Source organism: Bradyrhizobium oligotrophicum S58 (assembly GCF_000344805.1).
Classification (GTDB): Bacteria; Pseudomonadota; Alphaproteobacteria; order Rhizobiales; family Xanthobacteraceae; genus Bradyrhizobium; species Bradyrhizobium oligotrophicum.
Genome location: NC_020453.1, coordinates 5,346,454 through 5,371,106, shown reverse-complemented (window position 1 = coordinate 5,371,106; position 24,653 = coordinate 5,346,454). Strand labels below are relative to the sequence as shown.

The 24,653-nt window shown below is 65.3% G+C and carries 21 protein-coding genes and 2 tRNA genes; 17 read left to right on the top strand and 6 right to left on the bottom strand.

Translation table 11 applies throughout. The features are described from left to right. Positions 1 to 85 precede the first annotated feature (85 nt). A complete protein-coding gene (locus tag S58_RS23205) occupies positions 86 to 1,765 on the top strand; it encodes a tannase/feruloyl esterase family alpha/beta hydrolase (RefSeq protein ID WP_015667806.1) in 1,680 nt (559 codons plus the stop codon). A 4-nt stretch (positions 1,766 to 1,769) separates the two neighbouring features. On the opposite strand, the gene S58_RS23200 is transcribed toward S58_RS23205, so the two are convergent. Both S58_RS23200 and S58_RS23195 read right to left on the bottom strand, forming a co-directional pair. Beyond that, positions 1,770 to 2,231, bottom strand: coding sequence for a DUF488 domain-containing protein (locus S58_RS23200; RefSeq protein WP_015667805.1), 462 nt, complete (start codon positions 2,229 to 2,231; stop codon positions 1,770 to 1,772). 14 nt (positions 2,232 to 2,245) lie between these two features. Further along, positions 2,246 to 3,070, bottom strand: coding sequence for a DUF72 domain-containing protein (locus S58_RS23195; RefSeq protein WP_015667804.1), 825 nt, complete (start codon positions 3,068 to 3,070; stop codon positions 2,246 to 2,248). 155 nt (positions 3,071 to 3,225) lie between these two features. Here S58_RS23195 and S58_RS23190 point away from each other — a divergent pair, with 155 nt between their 5' ends. From S58_RS23190 to S58_RS23180, 3 genes are all read left to right on the top strand, one after another. Continuing rightward, entirely contained in the window at positions 3,226 to 3,426 is a 201-nt protein-coding gene (locus S58_RS23190; protein WP_015667803.1) for a hypothetical protein, read from the top strand. Positions 3,427 to 3,782: 356 nt separating this feature from the next. Continuing rightward, on the top strand, positions 3,783 to 4,916 hold the full coding sequence (locus S58_RS23185; RefSeq protein ID WP_015667802.1) for a glycosyltransferase family 2 protein: 1,134 nt from the start codon (positions 3,783 to 3,785) through the stop codon (positions 4,914 to 4,916). After that, positions 4,913 to 6,430 (top strand): glycosyltransferase family 39 protein, encoded by a 1,518-nt coding sequence (locus S58_RS23180; RefSeq protein WP_015667801.1) that lies wholly within the window; start codon positions 4,913 to 4,915, stop codon positions 6,428 to 6,430. The genes S58_RS23185 and S58_RS23180 overlap by 4 nt, the downstream gene beginning before the upstream one ends. A gap of 8 nt (positions 6,431 to 6,438) precedes the next feature. On the opposite strand, the gene S58_RS23175 is transcribed toward S58_RS23180, so the two are convergent. Beyond that, on the bottom strand, positions 6,439 to 7,239 hold the full coding sequence (locus S58_RS23175) for an FkbM family methyltransferase (RefSeq protein ID WP_015667800.1): 801 nt from the start codon (positions 7,237 to 7,239) through the stop codon (positions 6,439 to 6,441). Positions 7,240 to 7,950: 711 nt separating this feature from the next. Here S58_RS23175 and S58_RS23170 point away from each other — a divergent pair. The 10 genes from S58_RS23170 to lepB all read left to right on the top strand — a co-directional run bounded on the left by S58_RS23170 (position 7,951) and on the right by lepB (position 17,442). Further along, positions 7,951 to 9,123: a DUF2778 domain-containing protein gene (locus tag S58_RS23170; protein WP_083938661.1), complete on the top strand. Its 1,173-nt coding sequence runs from the start codon at positions 7,951 to 7,953 to the stop codon at positions 9,121 to 9,123. Positions 9,124 to 10,348: 1,225 nt separating this feature from the next. Then, positions 10,349 to 10,537, top strand: a complete 189-nt coding sequence (locus S58_RS23165; protein ID WP_015667798.1) for a hypothetical protein — start codon at positions 10,349 to 10,351, stop codon at positions 10,535 to 10,537. Positions 10,538 to 10,577: 40 nt separating this feature from the next. Then, positions 10,578 to 10,652: transfer RNA gene (locus S58_RS23160), tRNA-Asp, on the top strand. 39 nt (positions 10,653 to 10,691) lie between these two features. Further along, positions 10,692 to 11,228, top strand: coding sequence for an HNH endonuclease (locus tag S58_RS23155; RefSeq protein WP_015667797.1), 537 nt, complete (start codon positions 10,692 to 10,694; stop codon positions 11,226 to 11,228). A 553-nt stretch (positions 11,229 to 11,781) separates the two neighbouring features. Next, positions 11,782 to 11,848: transfer RNA gene (locus S58_RS23150), tRNA-Pro, on the top strand. 371 nt (positions 11,849 to 12,219) lie between these two features. Beyond that, entirely contained in the window at positions 12,220 to 13,371 is a 1,152-nt protein-coding gene (locus S58_RS23145; protein WP_015667796.1) for a slipin family protein, read from the top strand. 238 nt (positions 13,372 to 13,609) lie between these two features. Continuing rightward, positions 13,610 to 13,897, top strand: a complete 288-nt coding sequence (locus tag S58_RS23140; protein ID WP_015667795.1) for a GIY-YIG nuclease family protein — start codon at positions 13,610 to 13,612, stop codon at positions 13,895 to 13,897. 605 nt (positions 13,898 to 14,502) lie between these two features. Then, the gene (locus tag S58_RS23135) at positions 14,503 to 15,843 is read left to right on the top strand and encodes an RtcB family protein (RefSeq protein WP_015667794.1); all 1,341 of its coding nucleotides are present in this window, start codon (positions 14,503 to 14,505) and stop codon (positions 15,841 to 15,843) included. A gap of 152 nt (positions 15,844 to 15,995) precedes the next feature. Beyond that, the gene (locus S58_RS23130) at positions 15,996 to 16,577 is read left to right on the top strand and encodes a 2OG-Fe(II) oxygenase (RefSeq protein ID WP_015667793.1); all 582 of its coding nucleotides are present in this window, start codon (positions 15,996 to 15,998) and stop codon (positions 16,575 to 16,577) included. 82 nt (positions 16,578 to 16,659) lie between these two features. Then, on the top strand, positions 16,660 to 17,442 hold the full coding sequence (lepB, locus tag S58_RS23125) for a signal peptidase I (RefSeq protein ID WP_015667792.1): 783 nt from the start codon (positions 16,660 to 16,662) through the stop codon (positions 17,440 to 17,442). Between the two features lie 165 nt (positions 17,443 to 17,607). Here lepB and groL read toward each other — a convergent pair whose 3' ends face one another. Both groL and groES read right to left on the bottom strand, forming a co-directional pair. After that, entirely contained in the window at positions 17,608 to 19,248 is a 1,641-nt protein-coding gene (groL, locus tag S58_RS23120; protein ID WP_015667791.1) for a chaperonin GroEL, read from the bottom strand. Positions 19,249 to 19,338: 90 nt separating this feature from the next. Further along, positions 19,339 to 19,653, bottom strand: coding sequence for a co-chaperone GroES (groES, locus tag S58_RS23115; RefSeq protein WP_015667790.1), 315 nt, complete (start codon positions 19,651 to 19,653; stop codon positions 19,339 to 19,341). Between the two features lie 380 nt (positions 19,654 to 20,033). Between groES and S58_RS23110 the strand changes: the two genes are divergently transcribed. The 3 genes from S58_RS23110 (at position 20,034) to S58_RS23100 (ending at position 23,375) form a co-directional block, all read left to right on the top strand. Beyond that, the gene (locus S58_RS23110; protein ID WP_015667789.1) at positions 20,034 to 20,318 is read left to right on the top strand and encodes an usg protein; all 285 of its coding nucleotides are present in this window, start codon (positions 20,034 to 20,036) and stop codon (positions 20,316 to 20,318) included. A gap of 209 nt (positions 20,319 to 20,527) precedes the next feature. Beyond that, complete coding sequence (locus tag S58_RS23105; RefSeq protein ID WP_015667788.1) at positions 20,528 to 21,133, top strand: cupin domain-containing protein; 606 nt, start codon at positions 20,528 to 20,530, stop codon at positions 21,131 to 21,133. A 220-nt stretch (positions 21,134 to 21,353) separates the two neighbouring features. After that, a complete protein-coding gene (locus S58_RS23100) occupies positions 21,354 to 23,375 on the top strand; it encodes an acyltransferase family protein (RefSeq protein ID WP_015667787.1) in 2,022 nt (673 codons plus the stop codon). Here S58_RS23100 and S58_RS23095 read toward each other — a convergent pair. Beyond that, positions 23,313 to 24,563, bottom strand: coding sequence for a NupC/NupG family nucleoside CNT transporter (locus S58_RS23095; protein ID WP_015667786.1), 1,251 nt, complete (start codon positions 24,561 to 24,563; stop codon positions 23,313 to 23,315). The two genes, S58_RS23100 and S58_RS23095, sit on opposite strands and share 63 nt — an antisense overlap. Between the last annotated feature and the right edge of the window lie 90 nt (positions 24,564 to 24,653).

Genomic DNA, 24,653 nt, shown 5'->3' with positions numbered 1-24,653 from the left:
GCGTGGTGCGCGATGTCGGCGATTTACATTGCAGGGTCTCCGCGTTTAACTGCCCGCCAACGAACAGGACAGTCAGGGGGAATGCATGATCCGAACCGGGGCGTTGGTATTGGCCGGGCTCGGCCTTGTCGGCGCAGCGAGCGCTGCGCGAGCCGAGGAGGCCGGCTGCAGCAAGGTGACGGCGGAGGCGCTGAAGGTCGCGGGACTGACCTTGACCGGATCGAAGCTGCAGGAGGCCGCAGATGGCCTGCCGCGGCATTGCATCGTCTCCGGCAAGGTCAATGAGCGCACCGGCGTCGACGGCCATGCCTATGCGATCCAGTTCGAGATCCGCCTGCCGGAGACCTGGAACGGCCGCTTCCTGCACCAGGTCAATGGCGGCAATGACGGCGTCGTGGTGCCCGCGCTCGGCGACAAGGCCGATGGTCTCGTCAGTGGCGGCGTGACGCCGCTGGCGCGCGGCTTTGCCGTGCTGTCATCGGATAGCGGTCACTCCGGCAACGATCCCGCCAACAAGCCGCGTGGGCTCGCGGCCGGCTCGGCGTTCGGGCTCGATCCGCAGGCGCGGCGCGACTATGGCTATTCGGCGGACACGACGCTGGCGCCGATCGCGAAGGCGATCATCTCTGCGCATTATGGCAAGAAGCCCGACTACTCCTACATCGCCGGCTGCTCCAATGGCGGACGCCACACCATGGTCGCGGCCGAGCGCATGCCCGAGCAATATGACGGCTTCCTGGTCGGAAATCCCGGCTTCAACCTGCCGCGCGCCGCGGTCCAGCACGCCTGGGACGTGCAGGCGCTGACAAAGGCCGATGCCGACATCCGCAAGTCGATCACCCGCGAGGACGCCAAGCTGATCTCGTCGAAGATCACCGAGGTCTGCGACGGGCTCGACGGCGCCAAGGACGGTCTGACGACGAACCTCAAGGCCTGCCAGAAGGCCTTCGATTTTGACAGCCTGCGCTGCGCAGCAGGCGCGACCGAGGCCTGCCTGCCGGCTGCCAAGGTCGATGCGCTGAAGAAGAGCTTCGCCGGGCCGCACAATTCGAAGGGCGAGCAGTTGTATTCCGATTGGCCGGTCGACGGCGGCGTCGGCACCGGCAATTGGCGTGCCTGGAAGGTCGAAAGCCCGGTGGCGCCGTGGAATAATTTTCCGATCATCGCCACCATGGGCGGCGCGTCGCTGAACTACATCTTCTCGACCCCGCCGGTCGAGATCGAAGGCTCGCCCGACAAGCTCGTCGAGAAGCTGCAGGCTTTTGACTTCGACAAGGATGCGCCGAAGATCTACGCGAAGGACGGCCCGTTCACGGAGTCCGCGATGGACTTCATGGCGCCGCCCGCGGTCGACAATCCGACCCTGCCGGCATTCCAGAGCGGCGCCCGCAAGATGCTGATCTATCACGGCCAGGCGGATCCGGTGTTCTCGATCAACGATACCATCCGCTGGTACGAGAAGCTCGATGCCAACGTGCAGGGCAAGGCCGATACGTTCGCCCGCCTGTTCGCGCTGCCCGGCGAGACCCATTGCGGCGGCGGCGTCACCCTGGAGAAGTTCGATGCGCTGGGCGCGCTGATGGACTGGGTCGAAAAGGGCAAGGCGCCCGAGGCGATCACGGCCTCGGTCAATGCGGCCAACAAGGAGGTCCCATCGAGCTGGAGCGCGCAGCGCACGCGGCCGCTGTGCCCGTGGCCGAAATTCGCGAAGTACACCAGCGGCGACGTCGAGCAGGCGTCGTCCTTCACCTGCGTCGCGGAGTAACGGCTCAAGTCTGCGGTGCGACCAGGTTCTTCACCTTGACCTGGTCGCGGTCCTCGATGATCTCGGCGATCCATTGCCGGTGGCAATGGGCGTGGTCGCGCTCGTAGCAGAGCAGGCACACGGGACCCGCGCTCTTCACCAGTGACTCCAGCTCGTCCATCTGCTCCTTCGCCTGCGGCGTCTTCAGATGCGCGTTGTAGATCTTGTGGAGCGTGTCGTAATGGCCGCTGCGCGCGGCTTCGCGGCCTTCCTTCGGCGTGCCGAGCCCGCGCAGATGCACATAGCCGATGCCGCGCTCGTCGAGCCCCGCGGCGAGCTGGCTCTTGGAGAAGCCCGGCCGGCGCGACGCCGCCACCGCGCGCACGTCGACCAGCAGCTTGACACCGGCGGACTGCAACTCGTCCAGTACCGCCTTGGCCGGCGTCTGCTCGTAGCCGATGGTGAACAGCGTCTTGGTCTTGGCCATATGCGCCTCGTGCTTCAGCTCACCCGCTCGATCAATTCCATCGCACCGGCAGGCGCGCGCACCTTGCCCTCGTGGATGACATAGGCGAACACGTCGCGCGGCGTCTTCTTGGGCGCCTTGTCGTCGACCCGGGGCAGATCGTCCGGCTCGCCACCGCCGGCCCAGAGCTGCAGCCGCTTCGCCCAGGCATCGAGCTGCTTCGGCGGATAGCAGGTCGCAAGCTCGTCATTGCCCTTCTGCAGTCGGGCATAGACGAAGTCGGCGGCGACGTCGGCAATCGCCGGATATTTGCCGTGCTCGGCGTACACCACCGGCGTCGCGAACTCGCGCAGCAGCGCGACGAAGCCGGGCACGCAGAAACTGTCGTGCCTGACCTCGACGACGTGGCGCAGCTTGCGGCCGTCGATCTCGCGCGGCAGGAGTTCGAGGAACTTGCCGAAATCGGCCTCGTCGAATTTTTTGGTCGGCGCGAACTGCCACAGCACCGGTCCGAGCCGGTCGCCGAGCTCGAGCACGCCGGTGTCGTAGAAGCGCTTCACGGAATCGCCCGCCTCGGCGAGCACGCGGCGGTTGGTCGCGAAGCGCGGCCCTTTCAGCGAGAAGATGAAGCCGTCGGGCACCTCGCGCGCCCATTTGCGGAAGCTTTCCGGTTTCTGCGAGCCGTAATAGGTGCCGTTGATCTCGATCGAGGTCAGCTTGGAGGCCGCGTATTCGAGCTCCTTCGACTGCGGCAGCTTGTCCGGATAGAACACGCCGCGCCACGGCGCGAAGGTCCAGCCGCCGATGCCGATGTAGATGTGGCTCTTGGATTGCGAAGCGCGTGCAGGAGCTTTGCTCACGGAGTTGTTCCGTTGCCGATGGGGAGGGGTGTTGAGGTAGGGACAGTAGTCAACTGCGGCGGTTCTGGCCAGTTCGGTGCGGTGGCGCGGCGGCTCTTCCAGCCGCCCGGCGCCTCGTGTATCCAGGGCACGGGGCGGGAAGGGGAGATATGCACATGAGAGCAGAATCGGTCGGCGGCCTCCTGGGCGCGGTCGTCGCGGCCGCCGTGCTTGCGGCTGCCTTCTATTACGTTCCAGTCGGGCCGATGGCCCGCCCGATGCAGCCGGCCCGCGTCGATGTGCCGCCGACGCAGGTCCAGACGGTGCCCGTGGCGCCGGCCGTGCGCGGGCCTGTGGTCCGTGAGGTTCCGAACTAGGGCAAGTCTGCCGTAGCCCGGATGAGCGAAGCGACATCCGGGTTCTCACACGCAGCTGGTGGGCCCCGGATGTCGCTTCGCTCATCCGGGCTACGGGCTTGATGGCCCTTGCATTCCGGCAAGGACACCCCATCTAGGTGAAGATGGCGTCGTCGAGCTCTCAGGGCTCCGGCACCGAGACGACCACGGCAGAGCGGTTGCGCCGGATGTACGCGCGCCCTTTGTTTGTGGTCGTTGGCATTTTGGGCCTCGTCGTTTGAGGCGATGCGCCGCGGCACCACAGGCAGGGCTTTTTGCACCATCCCCGGTTGCCGCGCTTGGCAGTGCGGGATGCGGCAGATATACGCATCCGCACCATGAACGAAGCCATCCGACCGGCCCCGCCAGTGCCCCTGCAAACCGCTGATATTCCGATCGTTTCGGTCGTCGTCCCGACCTTCAACGAGCGCGACAATGTCACCACGCTGTACCGGCGGCTGGAGGCGGCGTTCAAGGACGTGCCGTGGGAGGTCGTGTTCGTCGACGACAATTCCCCGGATGGGACCTGGCAGGTGGTGCGCGAATTGTCGCGCAACGACAGCCGCGTCCGTTGCATCCGTCGCATCGGCCGCCGCGGCCTGTCCGGCGCCTGTATCGAGGGCATCCTGGCCGCCAGCGCACCGTTTGCGGCCGTGATCGACGCCGACCTGCAGCATGACGAGACCCAGCTGCCGAAGATGCTGTCGCTGCTGCAGAGCGGGGCTGCCGAACTCGTCGTCGGCAGCCGCTACATCGAGGGCGGCAGCGCCGCGAGCTTCGACACCAAGCGTGCGGGAGCGAGCGCCTTCGCCACCGAGATCGCGCGCCGCGCGCTCAAGGTCGAGGTCAACGACCCCATGAGCGGCTTCTTCATGATCCGCCGCGACCGCTTCGAACAGATCGCGCCAAAACTGTCGACGCAGGGATTCAAGATCCTGCTCGACATCATCGCCAGCGCCGAGGGCGGGCTGCGCACGGTCGAGGTGCCCTACACGTTCGGCTCGCGCCTGCATGGCGAGAGCAAGCTCGACTCGATGGTGGCGCTCGATTTCCTCGGCCTCGTGCTGGCCAAGATGACCAACGACGTGGTGTCGCTGCGCTTCCTGATGTTTGCGATGGTCGGTGGCATCGGCCTGTTCGTGCATCTGGCCACGCTCTTTCTCGGTCTCAATCTGTTCGACATGCCGTTCGCGGAAGCGCAGGCGCTCGGCGCCTTCATCGCGATGACCTCGAACTTCATCCTCAACAACTTCCTCACCTATCGCGACCAGCGGCTGAAGGGCTTTGCCATTCTGCGCGGCCTGCTCGCGTTCTATCTGGTCTGCTCGGTCGGCCTCCTCGCCAATGTCGGTGTCGCCTTCTCGGTCTACGATCAGGAGCCGATCTGGTGGCTGGCGGGCGCCGCCGGCGCGCTGATGGGCGTGGTCTGGAACTACGCGATCTCCGGATTGTTCGTCTGGCGCAAGCGATGATCCCTGCGGCAGGCGCCGACGACGCCCGGCTGGTCCGCAATGTCTGGCTGACCATCGCCGGCCTCGTCGTTGTCAGGCTGATCGCCTCCGCGGTCACGCCGATCACCTTCGACGAAGCCTATTATTGGATGTGGTCGAAGCATCTCGCCGGCGGCTATTACGATCATCCGCCGATGGTCGCGGTCGTGATCCGTCTGGGCACGATGATCGCCGGCGACACCGAGTTCGGCGTCCGCGTCGTCTCGATCCTGCTCGGCCTTCCCATGAGCTACGCAGTCTATCGCGCAGCCGAGATCCTGTTCGGCCGCGTACGCGTGGCGGCGACTGCGGCGCTGCTGCTCAACGTCACGCTGATGGCCGCCGTGGGCACGCTGATCGTGACGCCCGATGCGCCGCTGCTGGTGGCCTCGAGCTTCGTGCTGTTGTTCTGCGCCAAGGTTCTGGAGACGGGCAGGGGCGTCTGGTGGCTCGGCGTCGGCGCCGCGGTCGGTGCGGCGCTGCTGTCGAAATACACCGCGATGTTCTTCGGCGCCGCGATCCTGATCTGGCTGCTCGCCGTGCCGAAGATGCGTCCCTGGCTGGTGTCGCCCTGGCCCTATCTTGGCGGCCTTGTGGCATTCGCGATCTTCTCGCCCGTCATCCTCTGGAATGCCGATCACCAATGGGTGTCGTTCATCAAGCAGCTCGGCCGCGCCAGGATCGAGGACTTCCGGCCGGTCTACATCGCCGAGCTCGTTCCCACCCAGTTCGTGTTCGCCACACCGCTCGTCTTCATCCTCGGCGTGATGGGCCTCTACGCGCTGGCGCGGCGCAGGGCAGGCGAGGCGGCCTCGCGCGTGCTGGTCGAGGTCATGGTGTGGGTCATCGTGGCCTATTTCTTCTGGCACGGGCTGCATGCCCGGGTCGAAGCCAACTGGTTCGCGCCGATCTATCCGGCCTTCGTCGTGGCTGCGGCTGCTGCTGCGCATCTCGTCGCCTGGCAACCGCGCGAGCAGCGCACCGCGACCTTCTGCCTGCGCTGGGCGTTGCCTGCCGGCATCGTGATGTTCGTGGCGCTGATCGTGCAGGCCAACACCGGCTGGCTGTCGGGCTACCGGCGCGACGCCACCGTGCGCAGCGTCGGCGTCGGGTGGCGACCGCTGGCGGCCGAGATCGAGGCGGCCCGCGTCCGGGCCGGCGCCTCCTGCGTGCTCGCTATGGATTATGGCACCACCGCCTGGCTGTCGTTCTACCTGCCGCCGGGGACCTGCGTGCTGCAGCCGATCCAGCGGATACGCTGGGTCAATTTTCCGGAGCCCGACGCCGGCCAGCTCGCGGGCACGCAGCTGTTCGTGGATGAAGCGCAGATCGGGCCGCGGTTCTACGTCAGCGATTCTTTCGCTCGCGTCGAGAAGGTCGGCGAGGCCGCGCGCAAGCGGGGCCCTCTGACGATCGAAACCTACGCGTTCTACGCGCTCAGCCAGCCCAGGGGCGAGGTCCTCGATCGCACCCCTCCGCCGGAGCTGCAGCGCTGACATGCGCCTCAGGCCTGCTGCGGAATGATGTCCGCCAGCGACTTGTCCCGGCTGTGGATCGCGACCATGTTGATGTCGGCGTCGATGGTCTTGTAGCCGCGGCGATCGAACCATTGCCGCAGCTGGTCGGCATCGGTCTTGATCTTCTCGACCAGCATGATCGGCGTACAGCGTTCGATCGTTGCCGCGGCGCCTTCGAGCGCCTCGATCTCCATGCCCTCGACGTCGATCTTGATCAGATCGCAGCGCGGCAGGTTGAAATCGTCCAGCGGCAGCTTGCGCACCTCGACGGTGTCGTTGGCGTAGTCGATGGCCTGGCCGATGAACTCGGTATTGGGACGCTGGCGCAGCTCGAGGCTGCCGAAGCTCGACGGCGTCAGATAGTTCGGGCTCGGGATATTGAGCACGCCGCGCTCCGAGGACACCGCGGCATGGATGGCGATCGCGTTGAAGCAGTTGTTGATCGCGATATTGCCGGCAAGCGCGTAGTAGATCCGCTCCTGCGCCTCGATCGAGAGCACGGATCCCCAGCCGGTCATCGCCTTCGCCCATTCGACGGTGTGGACGCCGATATTGGCGCCGCAGTCGATCGCGACCGCGCCGTCGCCATAGTGCCTGCGGCGCACCCCGAGCAGGCGAACGGCGAGTTGCACCTCTCCCGGATCGAAGGCGCCGGTGTTGAGGATCTGGAAGCCGACACCGTAGCCGCGGTTGGCGTCGACCATGCGATAGTCGAGCCGGTTGACGATCATCGTACCTTGATTGGTCGAGGCCAGAACGAAGGCCAGCTTCCGTTCGGGGATCTGCATAAGGGAGTCCTCTCGTGTCGTCTCGGCGGGGAGGGACGCGGTACGATGGCCGAACCAATGCCGTTGGGAATCGCTTCCTGTACCATATTGCCGACAGCGGCCACAGATCCGAAAATCCCGGATGCTACGGAGGCGATCCACGCGCGACCGTCATCGCGATTGCGACCTTGGCGGCCGCTGCCTCGATCTGATGGCCGGCGACCGCGAGTGGGGGTGCGCCGGTCTCGATTCCGCGTGGCCTGCCCCTTGAGTCGTACGGTCGATCGACTTGCGGTTTTACCCGGCGAATACTTCCGCTGGCGTCCAGAAGATCGGCGAGGCTGCGCCTCGGAAGGGAACTTAGACCACCGAAAACTACGCCTTTGACCTCGTCGGTGCGCCGAAACGCGAGGTGATTGATCGCACCCCGCCGCGGGCACGCAATCGTTAACGCTGCGTGCGATGTTTTACTGATCGCCGCAGAGTAAAGGCACCCCGACACCGGAGTTGTCCGGAGCCGATTTCTCGGGCGGACACGCAATTTTGCCCTGTTTTTGCCCTCTTTGCCGGCAAAACAGACCTCCATGGTTAACCCGCCTCTAATCCGCCAAAACTTAATCAGCATTTAACTAAAAGTCGCCTTAATGAAGCTCTGTGCTTCTGCGAGATGCAAAGCGGGTGTCCGTGGCGCATCGCGCGAGAGTTTTCGAGTATTCGTTCGGGCGTGAGTGAATGAGTAACAGTCGAGCTGCGTTGGCCGTACGAAACCGCAGGAAATCTTCCCTGATCGCGTTCTCTCACAAATTGATCGGTGGCGCGGCAATCGCATGCCTGATCGGGGGCTGCGCGGTGACGGTCTATACCAAGATCATCGCCGCCGACGCCTATCCGACCCTGGGCAGCATCGATCAGGAAGAGCCTGTGCGCCCGGCGCCGCGGCTCGCAACACGCAGCGCGGCCGACGCCGTCGGCGATGCCTTCTCGGCATTCCCAGAGGCCATGCCGGCCGCCACCGTCGCCGTCATCACACCGCAGATGTTCAACGACCGCTTCGGCGCCGCCGTCCCGCAGGGCATCGCCTCCAACGCCGCCGCTGGCGCGCCGCCGCTGCCCAAGCTCGCGGACGCTGCGCCCCGGCCGGTCGAGACCAAGTCCTCCGAGATGAAGTCTGCCGAGATCAAGCCGGCCGAGACCGCGAAGGTCGCCGAGGCGCCGAAGAAGGACGTCCGGCCGCCGATGCAGCTGGCGCTGGCCAATCCGAATCCCAAGCAGCCGCCGGCCGCGGCGCCCGCACAGAGCGCCGAGGCCAATGCGCCGAAGAGCGGCTTCTCGCTGCGCGCGATGACCGAGCGCGCCAAGGCCGCCGTGCTTTCGCTGTCCGGCGACCGCCATTCGATCCAGGAGAAGCTCTGGGGCAAGCCGGAGAACCAGGACGGCGGGCTGCTCGCCTACGCTTCGGCTGATGCCAACATCACCGCGACGATCAGCAAGGACCCGACGGGCGGCGGCCGACCGCCCTATGACACCAGCACGGCGGTCTACGACATTTCGGCCAAGGCGGTGTACCTGCCGGACGGCACCAAGCTCGAGGCGCATTCGGGCCTCGGCGACAATCTCGACAATCCGCGATCGGAGAAGATCAAGATGCGCGGCGTCACGCCGCCGCACATCTATGAGCTGAAACCGCGCGAGGCGCTGTTCCACGGCGTCCCGGCGCTGCGGCTCAACCCGATCGGCGGCGAGGATGCGATCCACGGCCGCAACGGCCTTCTGGCCCACACCTTCATGCTCGGGCCGAACGGCGATTCCAACGGCTGCGTCTCGTTCCGCGACTACTCCGCCTTCCTCGATGCCTACAAGAACAAGGGCATCCGCAAGCTCGCCGTGCTCGCCCGCATCGACTGAGGCGGGCAGAAGTCGATGTGTGGTCTGCATCTTCGTTCTCATAACCAGCACCGCTCTTGAACTGTAGGGTGGGCAAAGCAGCCGCCGTCAGGCGGCCGCGTGCCCACCGTCGGTCGGCGTGTTCGTCGCGAGGTGTGGTGGGCACGGCGCCATTGCGATCTCGCGCGAGGACAGAGCGGGGGCGCGCCTTTGCCCACCCTACGCGCCGTCGCGTGCCGCGGCTGCCTGCCATCGCGCGAGAGCGAAGACACACAAACAGCTCAGGCCACGACACCGCGTTCTCGCGGCGGACGACGCCCGAGTCTTGCTGACAACATCGCCCTCCAAATACAGGAGAGGGCGCGAGGAATGCCGGGTGAGGGCCTCACCCATGGCCCGCCTGCAACAAAGAAAGCAGGCGGCAGTTACCACAGGTTCAGCCGCATCATCCGGCATTCCCCGCGCGATGGATTGACGGCTTATACGTGGTCTCCCTGGTGCGCCGGCTTTCTGGCCACCATCGGTCGGAGCATTCGTCTCTCTCGACCTTGACACCAGCGTCGGGGTGTCAGGACATCACGATTTCGCCGTGCGCATCACCGCGTTCGTCGGCATGACCGAGGTCACGCTGCGAGGCGATACGCCCACCGCATCCCGCCCTCCACGTTCATGACGATCGCGAAGCGCCCCTCTCATGAGGACGGGACCGGCATAGAATGCACGGTTTCTGATTTTTGGAAACAAGAAAATGCGAGGGACAGCAGGTGAGCGTGGTGATCCCATTGGACGTGCTCGAAAAATGAGTTTTCGCGCGCACGCGTTTTCGATCGCGCGAATGACCGGTTGCGACCTTGTCGCTCGCGAGAATGCGCAACTGATTTGCCCGACGAGCAGTCTGGTTGTTGCAAATCTGTCGCGGTGCAGCGGGCTGCAAGATCATCGCTTCGCGCTGCGGCCTTGACGGCCTCGAGAAATTCTGCGCATAGCTCTGCCCCATCGAAATCGATGCGCCGTTTGTCGGCGCGCTCTTGAGGACCACGACCGTGTTGAGCCTGCGCTCACATCTCGCGAACGCCCCCGCCAACGAACGACCGTTTACCTGGTCGCGCGATTGGTCCGGCATGGGCGTCGCCTGTCAGGGTCCAGATGATCTGATGAAGTCCCTGGCCAGACCGGGACTCCGAATTCCAGCAAGAGCGTAACCGGCGGCGGGATCTCATCCTCCGCAGATAGAGCGGAGGGTCTGATGACCCGCATGACGATCCCGGACTCCGAGACATCCGACCATGCGCGAGCACTGTGCTCGCCGGTGGCGCTTGCGTTCGTGCGCATCGTCATGGCTTGCCGCGGCGTCACTGAGGCACGCGCTCGCCAGATCTATCTCGACTACATCAATGGCGTTCGGCCGGAGCACGCTCCGGCTGCGTTAGACTGATCAACGATGACATGCCCGGGCAGGCCGGGCGCGTCCAACTGCCCATGTCCCCATCTGGCGAAGGGACCGGACTGTCGATCCGGAAAGGCGGGTTCGATTCCCGTCATGGGCGCCAACACGACCGGGCGGATCAAACGAAGAGAGGAGGTCGACGATGTCAGCAACGAACCCGGCGCTCGTTCTCAACGCCGATTTCCAGCCGCTGAGCTACTTTCCGCTGTCGGTGTTCGGCTGGGAGGATGCGATCAGGGCCGTGGTCAGCGGATCGCACGTCGTCGTTGCGGAGTACGATCGCGTCGTTCGCAGCCCGAGCGTGACGATGCGGCTGCCGTCGGTGATCGCGCTGCGCGACTACGTCAGGCCGGCGATGCGGGTGCCGTTCACGCGCTTCAACGTCTTCCTGCGCGATCGCTTCACGTGTCAGTACTGCGGCGGCCGTCATCTCCACGGAGAGCTGACGTTCGATCACGTGGTGCCGCGGGCGGACGGCGGCGAGACGTCGTGGACGAACATCGTCGCGGCGTGCAGTCCGTGCAATGCGCGCAAGGACCGGCGCTACCTCAAGCCGCGGCGGCCGCCTTTCGAGCCGACGCGGCACGAGCTGATGGCCGCGCAACGCCTGTTCCCGCCGCGATTCCTGCACGAGACGTGGCAGGACTATCTGTATTGGGACGCGGAGCTGGAGCGGTGAAGACGGTCGTGTAGCCCGGATGAGCTCACGTCGCCGCCCACTGGGGCGGCGGCGTGGGCGACATCCGGGTTCTCATGAGCGGCGCGTGTGAACCCGAATGTCGCTTCGCTCATCCGGGCTACAAAGGTGCTGTATCGATTGATCGTCATTCCGGGGCGCGCGTAGCGCGAGCCCGGAATCCATAGCCACATCTGTTGATGTGGCGCGCGATGCGAGTGGCGCTTGTCTTCGACCAACTCCCGCTCGTGGTCATGGATTACGGGCTCGCGCTGCGCGCGCCCCGGAATGACGATGAGGATGTAGTTGCGATCATCATGATCAACTGATCTGCAATATCTGACGAAACGACAAACTAACACTTGCGTTGACGTAATAGTTGTTCTATTTGCACCGTCCTTCGCTTTGGCCATGGGTTCGGGCTCGCTGAGATCCCGACTGGTGCGCGCCGGTCTCCGGTGGCGTATTCCGCTGAAGAGAAGATGCGCGTCGAAGCTCATGGTGAGCATCGGGTGTGAGCCCGAGGGCATCGGTTCGAATCCGATCGGCGAACAAAGGATAGCTCAGTTGGTTAGAGCAGATGACCAGGAATCATCGGGTCGCGGGTTCGACTCCCGCTCCAAGCGCTCCGGAATAGCGTAAAAGCTAGGCGCCTCTGACGAGGACCGGACGCGCGCTTCAGTCGCGGTCCGGCCGTTTTGCCGCAAGGCTCATCGACCAGATCAAGACACTGCAGAGCCGGCTCTGTGCCGCGGTGGATACCGCGTCGCGTGTTGTCGGGAATGCTGCGTATGGACACGCGGGCTGCGGCTCGCGCGACCGCACGCGTGCGCCGGGCATCATCCGACGCTCAAGCCGCGGTCCGCTCGGTTCGCGCAGGAAGCGCCGTCCGGTCCTCACGTCCTTTGAGTTTGAAACTGCTGTCGCCGATGGAGGGACAGCCAACAGAGCACGGCCCGGCACGACGCCGGACCTTGCGTGACAGGAGAGTGCCATGAGCTGGCATGTGATGACGAAGTCAGTGACGGTGGCGGATGGGGAGCGGGCGCTGGTCTGGCGTGACGGCCAGCTCGTGCGCGTGCTCGGCACCGGCCGTCATGCGCTGCTCGATCCGCTGCACCGGCTGACGGTCCAGCTGTTCGACGTGGTCAAGGCCGAGTACCCGGCTGATCGCTACGCGGTGCTGAAGGCCGCACGGCCCGATCTCGCCGCCGAGCTGTTCGAGGCGGTGGAGACCGGTGCGAACGAGATCGCGATCGTCAGCCTCGATGGCCGGCCGGCGCATCTGCTCACGCCCTGGCAGAGCCGCGTCTACTGGAAGGTGGCGACGAGGATCGATGTCGAGCGGATCGACATCACCGATGACGTACGCGTCAGCGCGCGGCATCTGGCGATGATCGAGCGCAACCGGCCTGGCATCGTGACCGAGGCGGTGGTCGAGAACCACGAGGCCGGTCTGCTTCATGTCGACGGCAAGCTGGCCGATCGGCTGGCGCCGGGCCGGCACGCCTTCTGGGCCGTCGGCCGCAAGATCGAGGTCAAGCGCCTCGATCTGCGGCCCACCGCGCTCGAGATCACCGCGCAGGAGATGCTGACCAAGGATCGCATCGCACTGCGGGTGACCCTGACGGCGTTCCGGCGGATCGTCGATGCGGAGGCGGCGGTGGCGACCACGCCGGACGTGGATGCGTGGCTGTATCGTTTGGTGCAGTTCGCGATCCGCGAGGCAGTGGCGTCACGCACGCTCGACGAGGTGCTGGCGGCCAAGGCCTCGCTCGATGCCGAGCTGCGCGACTACGTGCGTGCGCGGCTCGACGGCTCGGGCGTCGAGGTGACGGAGCTCGGCGTGAAGGACGTGATCCTGCCCGGCGAGATCCGCGAGCTCGTCAACAAGGTGGTGGAGGCGGAGCGGACGGCGAAGGCCAACCTGATCCGCCGCCAGGAGGAGACCGCGGCGACGCGCTCGCTCCTGAACACCGCCAAGCTGATGGAGGAGAACCCGCTGCTGCTGCGGCTCAAGGAGCTGGAGTCGCTGGAGCGCCTCGTCGAGAAGGTCGGCCGCATCGACCTGCATGCCGGTGAGGGTGCAGGCCTCGACGCGCTGCTGACGCAGCTGGTGCGGCTGAAGGCGCCGGATGCGGCGTGATGGCTGAGTGCCAGACTGCATCGTTGATAGGAAAGGCCGCCCACGGGCGGCCTTTCGACCGTCTAAGGGTGTGTGGGAGAGAGTTGAAATACCAACTGAGTTTGGTGAGTATGGATTCCGGGCTCGCGCTTTCGTGCGCCCCGGAATGACGCCTGGAGAGTTTACTGGCTTTCTCCACGCGTCATTCCGGGGCAGCCGCGCAGCGGATGAGCCCGGAATCCATAACCACGACTGTCCGATGGCGCATTACGTCTATCTGCTTGCGAGCAAGAAGCACGGCACTCTCTATCTGGGCGTGACGAACGATCTCGTGCGTCGCGTGTACGAGCATAGGACGAAGTCTGTACCAAGCTTCACCTCGCGCTATGACATCGGCAAGCTCGTCTGGTTCGAGATCTACGACGACGCCATCGCCGCCATCTCCCGCGAGAAGGAGCTGAAGAAGTGGCGGCGCGGCTGGAAGATCAGGCTGATCGAGGAGCAGAACCCGAATTGGGATGATCTGTACCTAGGCATCTGCGGCTGAAGGCCTGCCTCAAACTTCTATAATGAGTATGGATTCCGGGCTCGCCCTTCGGGCGCCCCGGAATGACGCGTGGAGAGTGTACTGGCTCTCTCCACGCGTCATTCCGGGGCAGCCGCGTAGCGGATGAGCCCGGAATCCATAGCCACGATCGGCCATGATGTGCTCGGTCCACGGCACATCGCGAAGAAGCGATCGCGATTTCGATCGTCGACTTTACAAATTTCGAATTTGCTGTAAGAGCACGCGCCAACGTATTGTGCGGATATCCGCCAGCGAGAGATCCATGCCGAATTCGATATCACGCCTGATCGAGGCCATCGCGCTGCCGCATTGCGGCCGCCGTGATTGGCTCGTGCGCGTGCCGGCCGTCTCCGCAAGCACCGCGCTGCTACACAGCATTCGACCAGACGCATAGTTGAGGCAGCGGGCCGTCCCTCTGCCTTCGAGGCCAGAGAGACGATCCGCCGGACGACCTCCCTTACCGGGACTGCATCCTCAAAGTCATCTCTCTGCACAAATGGTCGCCGGGCCTCAGGCCGGGTGACTCCGATCATGGCGGCGCATTGGCGCGGTCGTGTGGTGCATGAGCAAGAGAGGAGCATCAAATGCGAGCCGATCCCTACCAGGAGCGCGCCCGACAGCTGGCGGTCGAAGCCGGCCTCGATCCGGATGCACGGGTCGAGCGGCCCGGGCAGCGCTCGATGCCGCTGTGGTGCACGTTCCGCGATGCCGCGCGCAAGGAGCAGCTGGCGCGCGAGGCCGGGGCGCTGGCTGAGACGGTCGCGGGCAGGCCGCAGGCGGCGCAGTACCAGAACAGCCCGCTGAAGGTGTTTGGTCGCCATGAGGACGCAACCATCGCGCAGATGAAGAACTGCATGGCGGTCGGCAACGCCGTGGCCGGGGTGATCTGCGCCGACGGTCATCTCGGCTATGCGCAGCCGGTCGGCGGCGTGATCGCCTATGAGAAGCAGATCAGCATCTCCGGTGTCGGCTTCGACATCGGTTGCGGCAACATGGCGGTGCGGCTCGACACGCAGTTCAGCGCGATCGAGTCCGACGTCGGCGCGATCATCAAGGATGTCGCCAAGGTGATCTCGTTCGGCATCGGACGCAAGAACGCCGAGCGGGTCGATCACGAGCTGTTCGACGATGCCGATGCCTGGCGCGAGTCGGATATGGGCGAGTACCGGCAGAAAGCGGTCGGACAGCTCGGCACGGTCGGATCGGGCAACCACTATGTCGATCTGATGCGCGACGGAGACGGCTTCGTCTGGATCGGCGTGCATTTCGGCAGCCGTGGTCTCGGCCACACCTCGGCCACGCGCTACCTCAAGGCCGCCGGCGGCAAGGACGGCATGAACGTGCCGCCCGCCGTGGTCGACGAGGACTCGGAGGTCGGGCAGCGCTACGTCGCCGCGATGCAGCTCGCCGGGCGCTACGCCTATGCGGGACGCGAGTGGGTGACCGAGCGCGTGCGCCAGATCATCGGCGGCGTGGTCACCGACAGCGTGCACAACCACCACAACTATGCCTGGCGTGAGACCCATGGCGGGCGTGATCTGTGGGTGGTGCGCAAGGGCGCGACGCCGGCCTTTCCCGGCCAGCGCGGCTTTGTCGGCGGCTCGATGGGCGACGACGCCGTCATCATCGAGGGCGTCGAGTCGGAGGAGGCCAAGGCCTCGCTGTACTCGACGGTGCACGGTGCCGGCCGCTTGTTCGGCCGCAAGGAGGCCAAGCGGCGTTTCACGCGCGCCGAGATGGACGAATGGCTGCAGGGCCGCGGCGTCACCCTGATCGGGGCCGATCTCGACGAGAGCCCGATGGCCTATCGCCGTCTGCCCGAGGTGCTCGCCGAGCACGCCGGCTCGGTGAAGGTGGTGCATACGCTGCGGCCGTTCGCCGTGGTGATGGCCGGCGACGGCGAGTTCGATCCGTTCAAGGATTGAGCGGAGCCTCGTAGCCCGCATGAGCGAAGCGACATGCGGATTCACGGCTAGAGCGCGTGAGGGCCCGGATGTCGCTCCCGCCTGCACCCTGACGGGCGCAGACGGGAGCTCATCCGGGCTACGCGATTGCGATTGTTGCAGGAGATATGATCATGACCGAGCTGACTTGGCGTGCGGACAATATCGAGACGATCGCGAATTTCCTCTCCGCCGCGGAGTGCGATGATTATGTGAGCTGGGGTGAGGCGATCGGCTTCAACGACGCGCCGATCTCGACCTCGATGGGCATGATCATGGCAAAGGACGTGCGCAACAATGAGCGGGTTATGGTCGATGATCGCGATCGCGCGCAGGCGCTCTATTCGCGGCTGAGCCGTCACCTCGCACCGTCGTTCCAGCATCGCTGGCAACCGGTCGGGCTGAACGAGCGACTGCGGCTGTATCGCTACGATGTCGGCCAGAAGTTCGACTGGCATCGCGACAGCCATTTCGCACGCGACAATGGCGAGCGCAGCTATTTCACCTTCCTGATCTATCTCAACGATGATTTCGAAGGTGGGGCGACGTCGTTCTGCGACGACACCGGCCTGATGCCGGATGGTCCGCTGCGCATCATTCCGGAGAAGGGCATGGCACTGCTGTTTCATCATCCAATCATGCATCGGGGCGATCCCGTGATCCGGGGCCGCAAATACGTGCTGCGAACGGACGTGATGTACCGACGCGCGAGATGAAGGTTGCCGCACTGCGCGCAATTTGCGATTGCGCGCAGTGTCGCGATCGATCATCCTCGTACGCGGTAGGCTGGGGAACGTCATGACGAGCGTGGACGCCGGAGAGGTCAGGCGACGGCAGGAGCCGTGGTGGGCGATCGCGGCCATCTTCGTCGCAGGTTTTGTGCTGCTGTGCCTGCTGCTGGCCTCGCCGGTGCTGATCCGCACCTTTCTGTTTCAGCCGTTCAACATTCCATCATCCTCGAACATTCCAACTCTTCTTGTCGGCGATGTCTTCTTCGTGTCGAAATATCCCTATGGCTACAGCCGCTTCACGTGGCCGCTGCCCTGGCCATCCTCCTTGCCGCCCTCGGCGCGGATCTGGGGCGCGACGCCGGCGCGCGGCGACGTGGTCGCATTCTTCCTGCCGAAGGACAATGCGACCGTCTACATCAAGCGCATCGTCGGACTGCCCGGCGATCGTGTCCAGATGAAGGACGGAGTGCTCTACATCAACGACACAGCCGTCGCGCGCGAGCGGGTCGAGGATCTGACCGGAGAGCCAGCCTGCGGCGGCGATGCGAGCGAGCGCGTCAAGCGCTGGCGCGAGACCCTGCCGAACGGCGTGAGCTACGAGACGCTCGATTGCGTGGACAACGGCTTCTTCGACAACACCAGCGTCTATGTCGTGCCCGCCGGCCACCTGTTCATGATGGGCGACAACCGCGACAACTCCACCGACAGCCGCGTGCTTAGCGCGATCGGCTATGTGCCGATCGAGAACGTCATAGGTCGCGCCGCCATGATCTTCTTCTCGACAGCGGCCGCCGAGAAAGGCAAGCCGGGTCGGATCCGCTTCGAGCGGATCGGGACGATGGTGAGGTAGCGGCGGTCGCAGATGTCGTAGCCCGCATGAGCGAAGCGACATGCGGGTTCACCAGCACGGCTCGTGAGGCCCCGGATGTCGCTTCGCTCATCCGGGCTACGTCACAAACAAAAAGGGCGCGGCTTGCGCCGCGCCCTTCGTGTGTCTTCGCGAGGAAGGCTGGACTTAGAAGTCCATGCCGCCCATGCCGCCGCCCGGAGGCATCGCGGGGCCGCCGGCGTTCTTCTTCGGCAGCTCGGCGACCATGGCCTCGGTCGTGATCAGCAGCGCAGCCACGGAGGCGGCGTTCTGGATCGCGGCGCGAACCACCTTGGTCGGGTCGATGATGCCCTTGGAGACCAGGTTGACGTACTCGCCGGTCTGGCTGTCGAAGCCATAGGCGTACTGGTCCTTCTCCAGGATCTTGCCGACGATGACCGAGCCGTCCTCGCCCGCGTTGATCGCGATCTGGCGGGCCGGGGCGGAGAGCGCCTTGCGGACGATCTCGATGCCGGTCTTCTGGTCGTCGTTCTTGGTGCGCAGGCCCTTGAGCTGCTCGGAGGCACGGAGCAGGGCGACGCCGCCGCCCGGCAGGATGCCTTCCTCGACAGCCGCGCGGGTCGCATGCATCGCGTCATCCACGCGATCCTTGCGCTCCTTGACCTCGACCTCGGTCGCGCCGCCGACGCGGATCACCGCGACGCCGCCCGCGAGCTTGGCCAGACGCTCCTGCAGCTTCTCACGGTCGTAGTCCGAGGTGGTCTCCTCGATCTGCGCCTTGATCTGCTGAACTCGCGCCTCGATGTCGGCCTTCTTGCCGGCGCCGTTGACGATGGTGGTGTTCTCCTTGTCGATCATCACCTTCTTGGCGCGGCCGAGCATGGAGAGGTTGACGTTCTCGAGCTTGATGCCGAGGTCTTCCGAGATCGCCTGGCCGCCGGTCAGGATCGCGATGTCCTGCAGCATGGCCTTGCGGCGATCGCCGAAGCCCGGCGCCTTGACGGCGGCGACCTTCAGGCCGCCACGCAGGCGGTTGACGACCAGGGTGGCCAGAGCCTCGCCCTCGACGTCCTCGGCGACGATGACCAGCGGCTTGCCGGTCTGCACCACGGCCTCGAGCAGCGGCAGCAACTCGTTCAGCGACGACAGCTTCTTCTCGTTGATCAGGATGTAGGCGTCATCCATCTCGACGCGCATCTTGTCGGCGTTGGTGACGAAGTAGGGCGAGATGTAGCCGCGGTCGAACTGCATGCCCTCGACGACGTCGAGCTCGGTCTCGAGCGACTTGGCTTCCTCGACGGTGATGACACCCTCGTTGCCGACCTTCTTCATCGCGTCGGCGAGGAACTTGCCGATCTCGGCATCGCCGTTCGCCGAGATGGTGCCGACCTGGGCGATCTCGTCGTTCGACGTGACCTTCTTGGAGTTCTTGACGAGGTCGGCCACGACCGCCTCGACCGCGAGGTCGATGCCGCGCTTCAGATCCATCGGGTTCATGCCGGCGGCAACGGCCTTGGCGCCCTCGCGGACGATGGCCTGGGCCAGCACGGTCGCGGTGGTGGTGCCGTCGCCGGCCGCGTCAGCGGACTTCGAGGCGACCTCGCGCACCATCTGCGCGCCCATGTTCTCGAACTTGTCGTCGAGCTCGATCTCCTTGGCGACGGTGACGCCGTCCTTGGTGATGCGGGGAGCGCCGAACGACTTGTCGAGGACGACGTTGCGGCCCTTCGGACCGAGCGTGACCTTCACGGCATTGGCGAGGATGTCCACACCGCGCAGCATGCGGTCGCGGGCTTCGACGCCGAACTTCACGTCTTTCGCTGACATATTGGGTTTCCCTGAGTTGAACTATTCGTCTCACCCTCGGAAAGGGCGCCCGCAGGCGCTCCTCAGGGGTGAGCGTTGAGCGGGTTTGGCTTAGGCGGCCTTCTTCTTTGCCGCGGTGTCGGTGATCACGCCCATGATGTCGCTTTCCTTCATGATGAGCAGCTCCTGGCCGTCGATCTTGACCTCGGTGCCCGACCACTTGCCGAACAGCACGCGATCGCCGACCTGGACGTCGAGCGGGACCAGCTTGCCGCTCTCGTCGCGGGCGCCCGGGCCCACCGCGATCACTTCGCCCTGCGAGGGCTTTTCCTTGGCCGAGTCGGGAATGATGATGCCGCCAGCGGTCTTCTCTTCGGCGTCGATGCGCTTGACCACGACGCGGTCGTGAAGCGGACGGAAAGCCATACGGTCCTCCTAATTTATTGAGGCGATTTCAGTTTCTGGGATTTTGGCAGTCGGCGCCGGCGAGTGCCAGCACGCAGGCTGGAGATAAGCGAGAGTTCTATGCCGAGCAAGGGCTTGTAGCAGAAAAATTGGCAGTCGAACGCGGGCTCTGCCAAAGCGCTCCGATATCGTTAATGGCGGCGGAACGGATCGTGAAACCCCGTATTAGCACCCGGGCTAAGTCGCTGCTAATGCAGCATATTTCAACAGCCCGTTAAACATTTAGGCTTGTGATGGATTGATGACATGCGTCACATTTCTTGACGAGTGAGCGCATCTTCGCCGGCTGGCTCCAATCCCGGTCGCCACACCGGACATGCGCTCCAGAAACGGAGGTTGGCATGGCGTCGAAGGGTGAAGTTTCCGAGGACTTTCGGAAACAGGTCTTGGGTTACGGGCTGACGACCGCGCAGATCCTGTATCGGATGCCGGATCACCGCTCGCTGCTGCAGACCTACGTCTGGCAGAACTACGACCTGTTCCCGAAATTCCCGGCTCTGAAGGATTTCCTGGCGTTCTGGGAGGAGAAGATCGAGGGCCCCTTGTACTCGGTCACGGTGGCGCATTCCAAGCTGATCAAGCCGGCCGAGCTGCGCGCCGTCGACGGCGTGTTCGTGCTGCATTGAGTTGACGGCGCGTTGGTCGCTCTACCAACGCTGTCATTCCGGGGCGCGCGAAGCGCGAGCCCGGAATCCATCGGGCGGCAGAACGTGCGGAGCAATGGATTCCGGGCTCGTGCTTCGCACGCCCCGGAATGACGACCTCTCGTCGTGGCTCTGCTGAGCTTCTCCAATGTGTGCTAACCTTGCATCGAGGACTCGCAGGGGAGAGCACCATGGCCACGAAGAGCCGCACCACCAAGCCCGCATCGCGTGCCGCCGCCAAGGCCGCATCGCTGAGGACTGGCAAGAGCAGCAAGGCGACGGCGAAGGCCGTCACGAAGACCAACACCAGGACGCTCGCGAAAGTGCCGGCCAAGCCGGGCGCGGCCGCCGCGCCGTCCGCGCGCAATGCGCTCGTCAGCCAGGGACGGCTGGCGCCGGCGCCGCGGCGGCCGAAGCAGAAGGTCGCGATCAGCCATCACCGCGAGGAGGACTTCAAGGCCGACGGCCTGCGCACCTACGCTGTCTACCGCGACCTCGGCATTGCCCACGCAACCCACGGCCTGGCGCGGGCGCACGTCATCCGCATGCTGCCGCCGTGCAATCCGCACGAGGTGTCGAAGCTGCACACCCATGCCGTCGACTTCCAGATGGTCTATGTGCTGAAGGGCTGGGTGAAGAGCTATCTCGAAGGCGTCGGCGAGACGCTGATGAAAGAAGGCAGCTGCTGGACCCAGCCGCCGAAGATCCGGCACATGATCCTCGACTATTCCAACGACGTCGAGCTGCTCGAAGTGATCCTGCCGGCCGACTTCAAAACGGTCGAACTGTCGACGTAAAGCCGACAGAAATGGATGGAAACATTAGCGTGCGATGGACGGCGGTCCCATCGCGCGTGTGTGTCGACATCCAGTCTCGCGTCATTGGGACGGATGGGCCGGCGACGGATCCGTCAGACGTGTTCGCCGTGGGCTTGCGTAAGGCTGACCCGTCCCGTTGCCGCCCTTTGTCGTCCAGTTCGCTCCAAGGAGCACGATCGCGCCGCGAATGCGCGCATCGATGCAGCCCCGTATCGCCGGCGCGCGCGCAGCTTCAGATTCACCTCCCGCTCATCGCGAGGACATCGATTGGCTGCGCGCCATTGCGGTGCTCTCCGTCGTCGCATTTCACTTCGAGGCGCCCGCGATCTTCGGCGGCTTCGTCGGCGTCGACATCTTCTTCGTGATCTCCGGCTACCTGATCACCGGCATCATCGCGTCGGAGATGGCGCAGGCGCGCTTTTCGTTCGCGCAATTCTACGAGCGGCGGGTGCGACGGCTGCTGCCGGCGCTCTACGTCATGGTGGCATTCGCGGCGATCCCTGCGTCGCAGGACATGCTGAGCTCCGAGCGCGTCGAGTTCTTCCGGTCCGCGGCCGCCGTCGTCACCTTCACCTCGAACATCTTCTTCTGGCTGCAGTCCGGCTATTTCGACCACGCGGCGGTCGAGAAGCCGCTGCTGCATACCTGGTCGCTGGCGGTCGAGGAGCAGTTCTATCTGGTGCTGCCGGTGGTGGTCTGGGCCGTGCTGCGGCTGGCGCGTGGGCGCCGGCTGGCGCTGCCGCTCACCCTGGCGCTGCTTGCTGCAGGCTCGTTCGTGCTCGGCCTGATGCTGATGCGAGGCAACGCATCTGCGAGCGCGTTCTTCCTCAGCCCGCCGCGTGCCTGGGAATTCCTGCTCGGCAGCCTCGTTGCGGTTTCAGGCCTGCCCGCATTGCGTCCCGGCCTGGCGCAGCGCCTCGCTCGCGCGCTGTCGCTGCTGCTGATGGCGATCCCGATCCTGTCGTTGCGTGCCGGACCGGGCTTCCCCGGCGTCAACGCGCTCGCGCCATGCCTCGGCGCCGCGCTGTTCCTGTGGAGCGGGGTGGGCGTTGCCAACGTGCCGCGCAGCCGGCTGTCGCCGCTCAATGTGGCGGCGTTCTTCGGCGGCATCTCCTATTCGCTGTATCTCTGGCACTGGCCGCTGTTTGCGTTTGCGCGCTTCGCCAAGCCCGGTCTCGCACTCGAGGGCTGGGAGCGGGCGGCCTTGTTCGCCCTGACGGTCGCTGTGGCCACGCTGTCCTGGCGCTTCGTCGAGCAGCCATTCCGGACGCGGCAACTCGCGCCGACACCGCGCGCCGCCTTCGGCCTGGCCGCGCTGGCGAGCCTGCTGCTGCTCGTCGGCAGCGGCGTAGGCCTGCTGCGCGCCGGGTCCGCGTCTGACGACGACCGCGCGGCGCAGCGCTACGATGCCTATAACAGCTATGACATGAAGCCGGTCTATCGCTACGGCACCTGCTTCACGACACCGGACGGCCGCGTGCCCGCAGAGTGTCTCCGTCCGGTGACCGGCAAGACCAACGTCCTGCTGTGGGGCGACAGCTTTGCCGCGCACTACTATCACGGCCTCGCAGCTCACCTCGATCCACGCACCGTCAACATCATGCAGGCGAGCCAGCCGACGTGCATGCCGACCTTCAGCGCGGAGACACAGGGCGTCGCGTCCTGCCGCGCCTTCGCAAGCCAGATGCGAGACTATTTCGCGCAAGCGCGGCCCGATCTCGTGGTGATGTCGGCCGATTGGCTCGAGAATGCGCGGCCGCCGCGCTTTCCGGGCATGCTGCGCGACCTCAGACAGACCATCGGACGCCTTCAGGACGCGGGCATTCCGGTGGTGCTGCTCGGCCCATCCGTGCAGTTTCGGGCGCGGCTGCCATCCATGCTGGCGCGCGCGACCTTGCGCGGCGTGACACCCGACGGTGCGACGTTCGTCCGGTCGGATATCTTTGCGCTGGACGCGGCGATGCAGGCGGCGCTGCCGACGGGCGAGGGGCTCTCCTACGTCTCGATCCTGTCGATCGTCTGCGAGAACGGGCGCTGTCCGCTCACCGCGGGCGATGTCCCGCTCTCCTTCGACCATGCGCATCTCACGGCGGAAGGCTCGGATGCGGTGATGGCGAGGGTCGCCCCGCTGCTGCAGCCGGACAACACCGAGCTCGGCTCACGTCAGCAGGCCGACGATGGCTCCCATCAGACAGGTGGTGAGGGTGCCCGAGACGATTGATTTGAGGCCGAGCGCATTGATCTCGTCGCGCCGCGTCGGCGCCATCGTCCCGAGGCCGCCGATCATGATGCCGAGGCTGGCGAAGTTGGCGAAGCCGCACATCGCATAGAGCATGATCAGCCGCGCGCGGGGGTCGATCGCGGTGGTGTCGAGCTTGGCGAGCTCGACATAGGCGATCAGCTCGTTCAGCACCGTCTTGGTGCCCATCAGGCTGCCGGCGGTGACGGCCTCCGACCACGGCAGGCCCATCAGCCAGCACACCGGCGCCATGACGAGGCCGAGCAGCCGCTGCAACGAGATGTCGGCGCCGCCGATCGCGGGCAACAGCGACAGGATCGCATTGGCGAGATGAACCAGCGCGACCAGCACCAGCAACAGCGCGACGATGTTCATCAGCAGTTCGAGCCCGGCGCTGGTGCCCTTGACGATGGCATCCATCGTCGACGTGGCCTGCGTGTCGGGGTCGCCGAGCGTGCCGCCGGTGAGCTGCTTCGACGTCTCCGGCACCATGATCAGGCTGATCAGAATCGCAGCCGGTGCGCCTAGCACCGAGGCGATCACGAAATGCGCGGCGGCATCGGGAATGAGCGGAGCAAGAAGCGTCGCATACAGCACCAGCACGGTTCCGGCGATGCCGGCCATGCCGCCGGTCATGACCAGGAACAATTCGCTGCGCGTCATCTGCGCCAGATAGGGCCGGATGAACAGCGGCGCTTCCACCATGCCGAGGAAGACGTTGGCAGCGGTCGACAGGCCGACGGCGCCGCCGACGCCGAGCGTGCGCTCCAAGAGCCACGCCATGCCGCGCACCAGCGGCGGCAAGACCCGCCAATAGAACAAGAGCGTCGTCAGCACGCTCATGACCAGCACGATCGGCAGCGCCTGGAAGGCGAGCACGAAATCGGCGCCGGGGGCCTTCAAGTCGAAGGGCAGGGCGCCGCCGCCGACATAGCCGAACACGAACGATGTGCCGGCGCGCGAGGCCGAGGAGATGGCGCCGACGGCGTCGTTGATGGCGCCGAAGGCGCGAGCCACCGTCGGGACCTTGAGCAGGACGACCGCGGTCAGGATCGTCACCACCAGCCCGAGCGCGGCTTGTCTCAGCGACACCGCGCGCCGGTTTTCGCCGAGCGCCCATGCGATCGCGAGCAGCGCGACGATCCCGAACGCCGATTGCAGCTGAAGCATCAGATCCCCCAAACCCGCCCGATTATGAGCTGATGGAACGGCCCCGCGCAATGCCGTGCGGCCATGCGCGGGGCTGCAATTGACAAGCGC

Bases quoted from the DNA above. Each gene is read 5' to 3' on its own strand.
- S58_RS23105 (WP_015667788.1), top strand. From the start codon at position 20,528: ATGGCCACGAAGAGCCGCACCACCAAGCCCGCATCGCGTGCCGCCGCC.
- S58_RS23170 (WP_083938661.1), top strand. From the start codon at position 7,951: ATGAGTAACAGTCGAGCTGCGTTGGCCGTACGAAACCGCAGGAAATCT.
- S58_RS23205 (WP_015667806.1), top strand. From the start codon at position 86: ATGATCCGAACCGGGGCGTTGGTATTGGCCGGGCTCGGCCTTGTCGGC.
- S58_RS23190 (WP_015667803.1), top strand. From the start codon at position 3,226: ATGAGAGCAGAATCGGTCGGCGGCCTCCTGGGCGCGGTCGTCGCGGCC.
- S58_RS23135 (WP_015667794.1), top strand. From the start codon at position 14,503: ATGCGAGCCGATCCCTACCAGGAGCGCGCCCGACAGCTGGCGGTCGAA.
- S58_RS23185 (WP_015667802.1), top strand. From the start codon at position 3,783: ATGAACGAAGCCATCCGACCGGCCCCGCCAGTGCCCCTGCAAACCGCT.
- S58_RS23145 (WP_015667796.1), top strand. From the start codon at position 12,220: ATGAGCTGGCATGTGATGACGAAGTCAGTGACGGTGGCGGATGGGGAG.
- S58_RS23175 (WP_015667800.1), bottom strand. From the start codon at position 7,239: ATGCAGATCCCCGAACGGAAGCTGGCCTTCGTTCTGGCCTCGACCAAT.
- S58_RS23165 (WP_015667798.1), top strand. From the start codon at position 10,349: ATGACCCGCATGACGATCCCGGACTCCGAGACATCCGACCATGCGCGA.
- groL (WP_015667791.1), bottom strand. From the start codon at position 19,248: ATGTCAGCGAAAGACGTGAAGTTCGGCGTCGAAGCCCGCGACCGCATG.
- groES (WP_015667790.1), bottom strand. From the start codon at position 19,653: ATGGCTTTCCGTCCGCTTCACGACCGCGTCGTGGTCAAGCGCATCGAC.
- S58_RS23200 (WP_015667805.1), bottom strand. From the start codon at position 2,231: ATGGCCAAGACCAAGACGCTGTTCACCATCGGCTACGAGCAGACGCCG.
- S58_RS23100 (WP_015667787.1), top strand. From the start codon at position 21,354: ATGCAGCCCCGTATCGCCGGCGCGCGCGCAGCTTCAGATTCACCTCCC.
- lepB (WP_015667792.1), top strand. From the start codon at position 16,660: ATGACGAGCGTGGACGCCGGAGAGGTCAGGCGACGGCAGGAGCCGTGG.
- S58_RS23180 (WP_015667801.1), top strand. From the start codon at position 4,913: ATGATCCCTGCGGCAGGCGCCGACGACGCCCGGCTGGTCCGCAATGTC.
- S58_RS23155 (WP_015667797.1), top strand. From the start codon at position 10,692: ATGTCAGCAACGAACCCGGCGCTCGTTCTCAACGCCGATTTCCAGCCG.
- S58_RS23140 (WP_015667795.1), top strand. From the start codon at position 13,610: ATGGCGCATTACGTCTATCTGCTTGCGAGCAAGAAGCACGGCACTCTC.
- S58_RS23095 (WP_015667786.1), bottom strand. From the start codon at position 24,563: ATGCTTCAGCTGCAATCGGCGTTCGGGATCGTCGCGCTGCTCGCGATC.
- S58_RS23110 (WP_015667789.1), top strand. From the start codon at position 20,034: ATGGCGTCGAAGGGTGAAGTTTCCGAGGACTTTCGGAAACAGGTCTTG.
- S58_RS23130 (WP_015667793.1), top strand. From the start codon at position 15,996: ATGACCGAGCTGACTTGGCGTGCGGACAATATCGAGACGATCGCGAAT.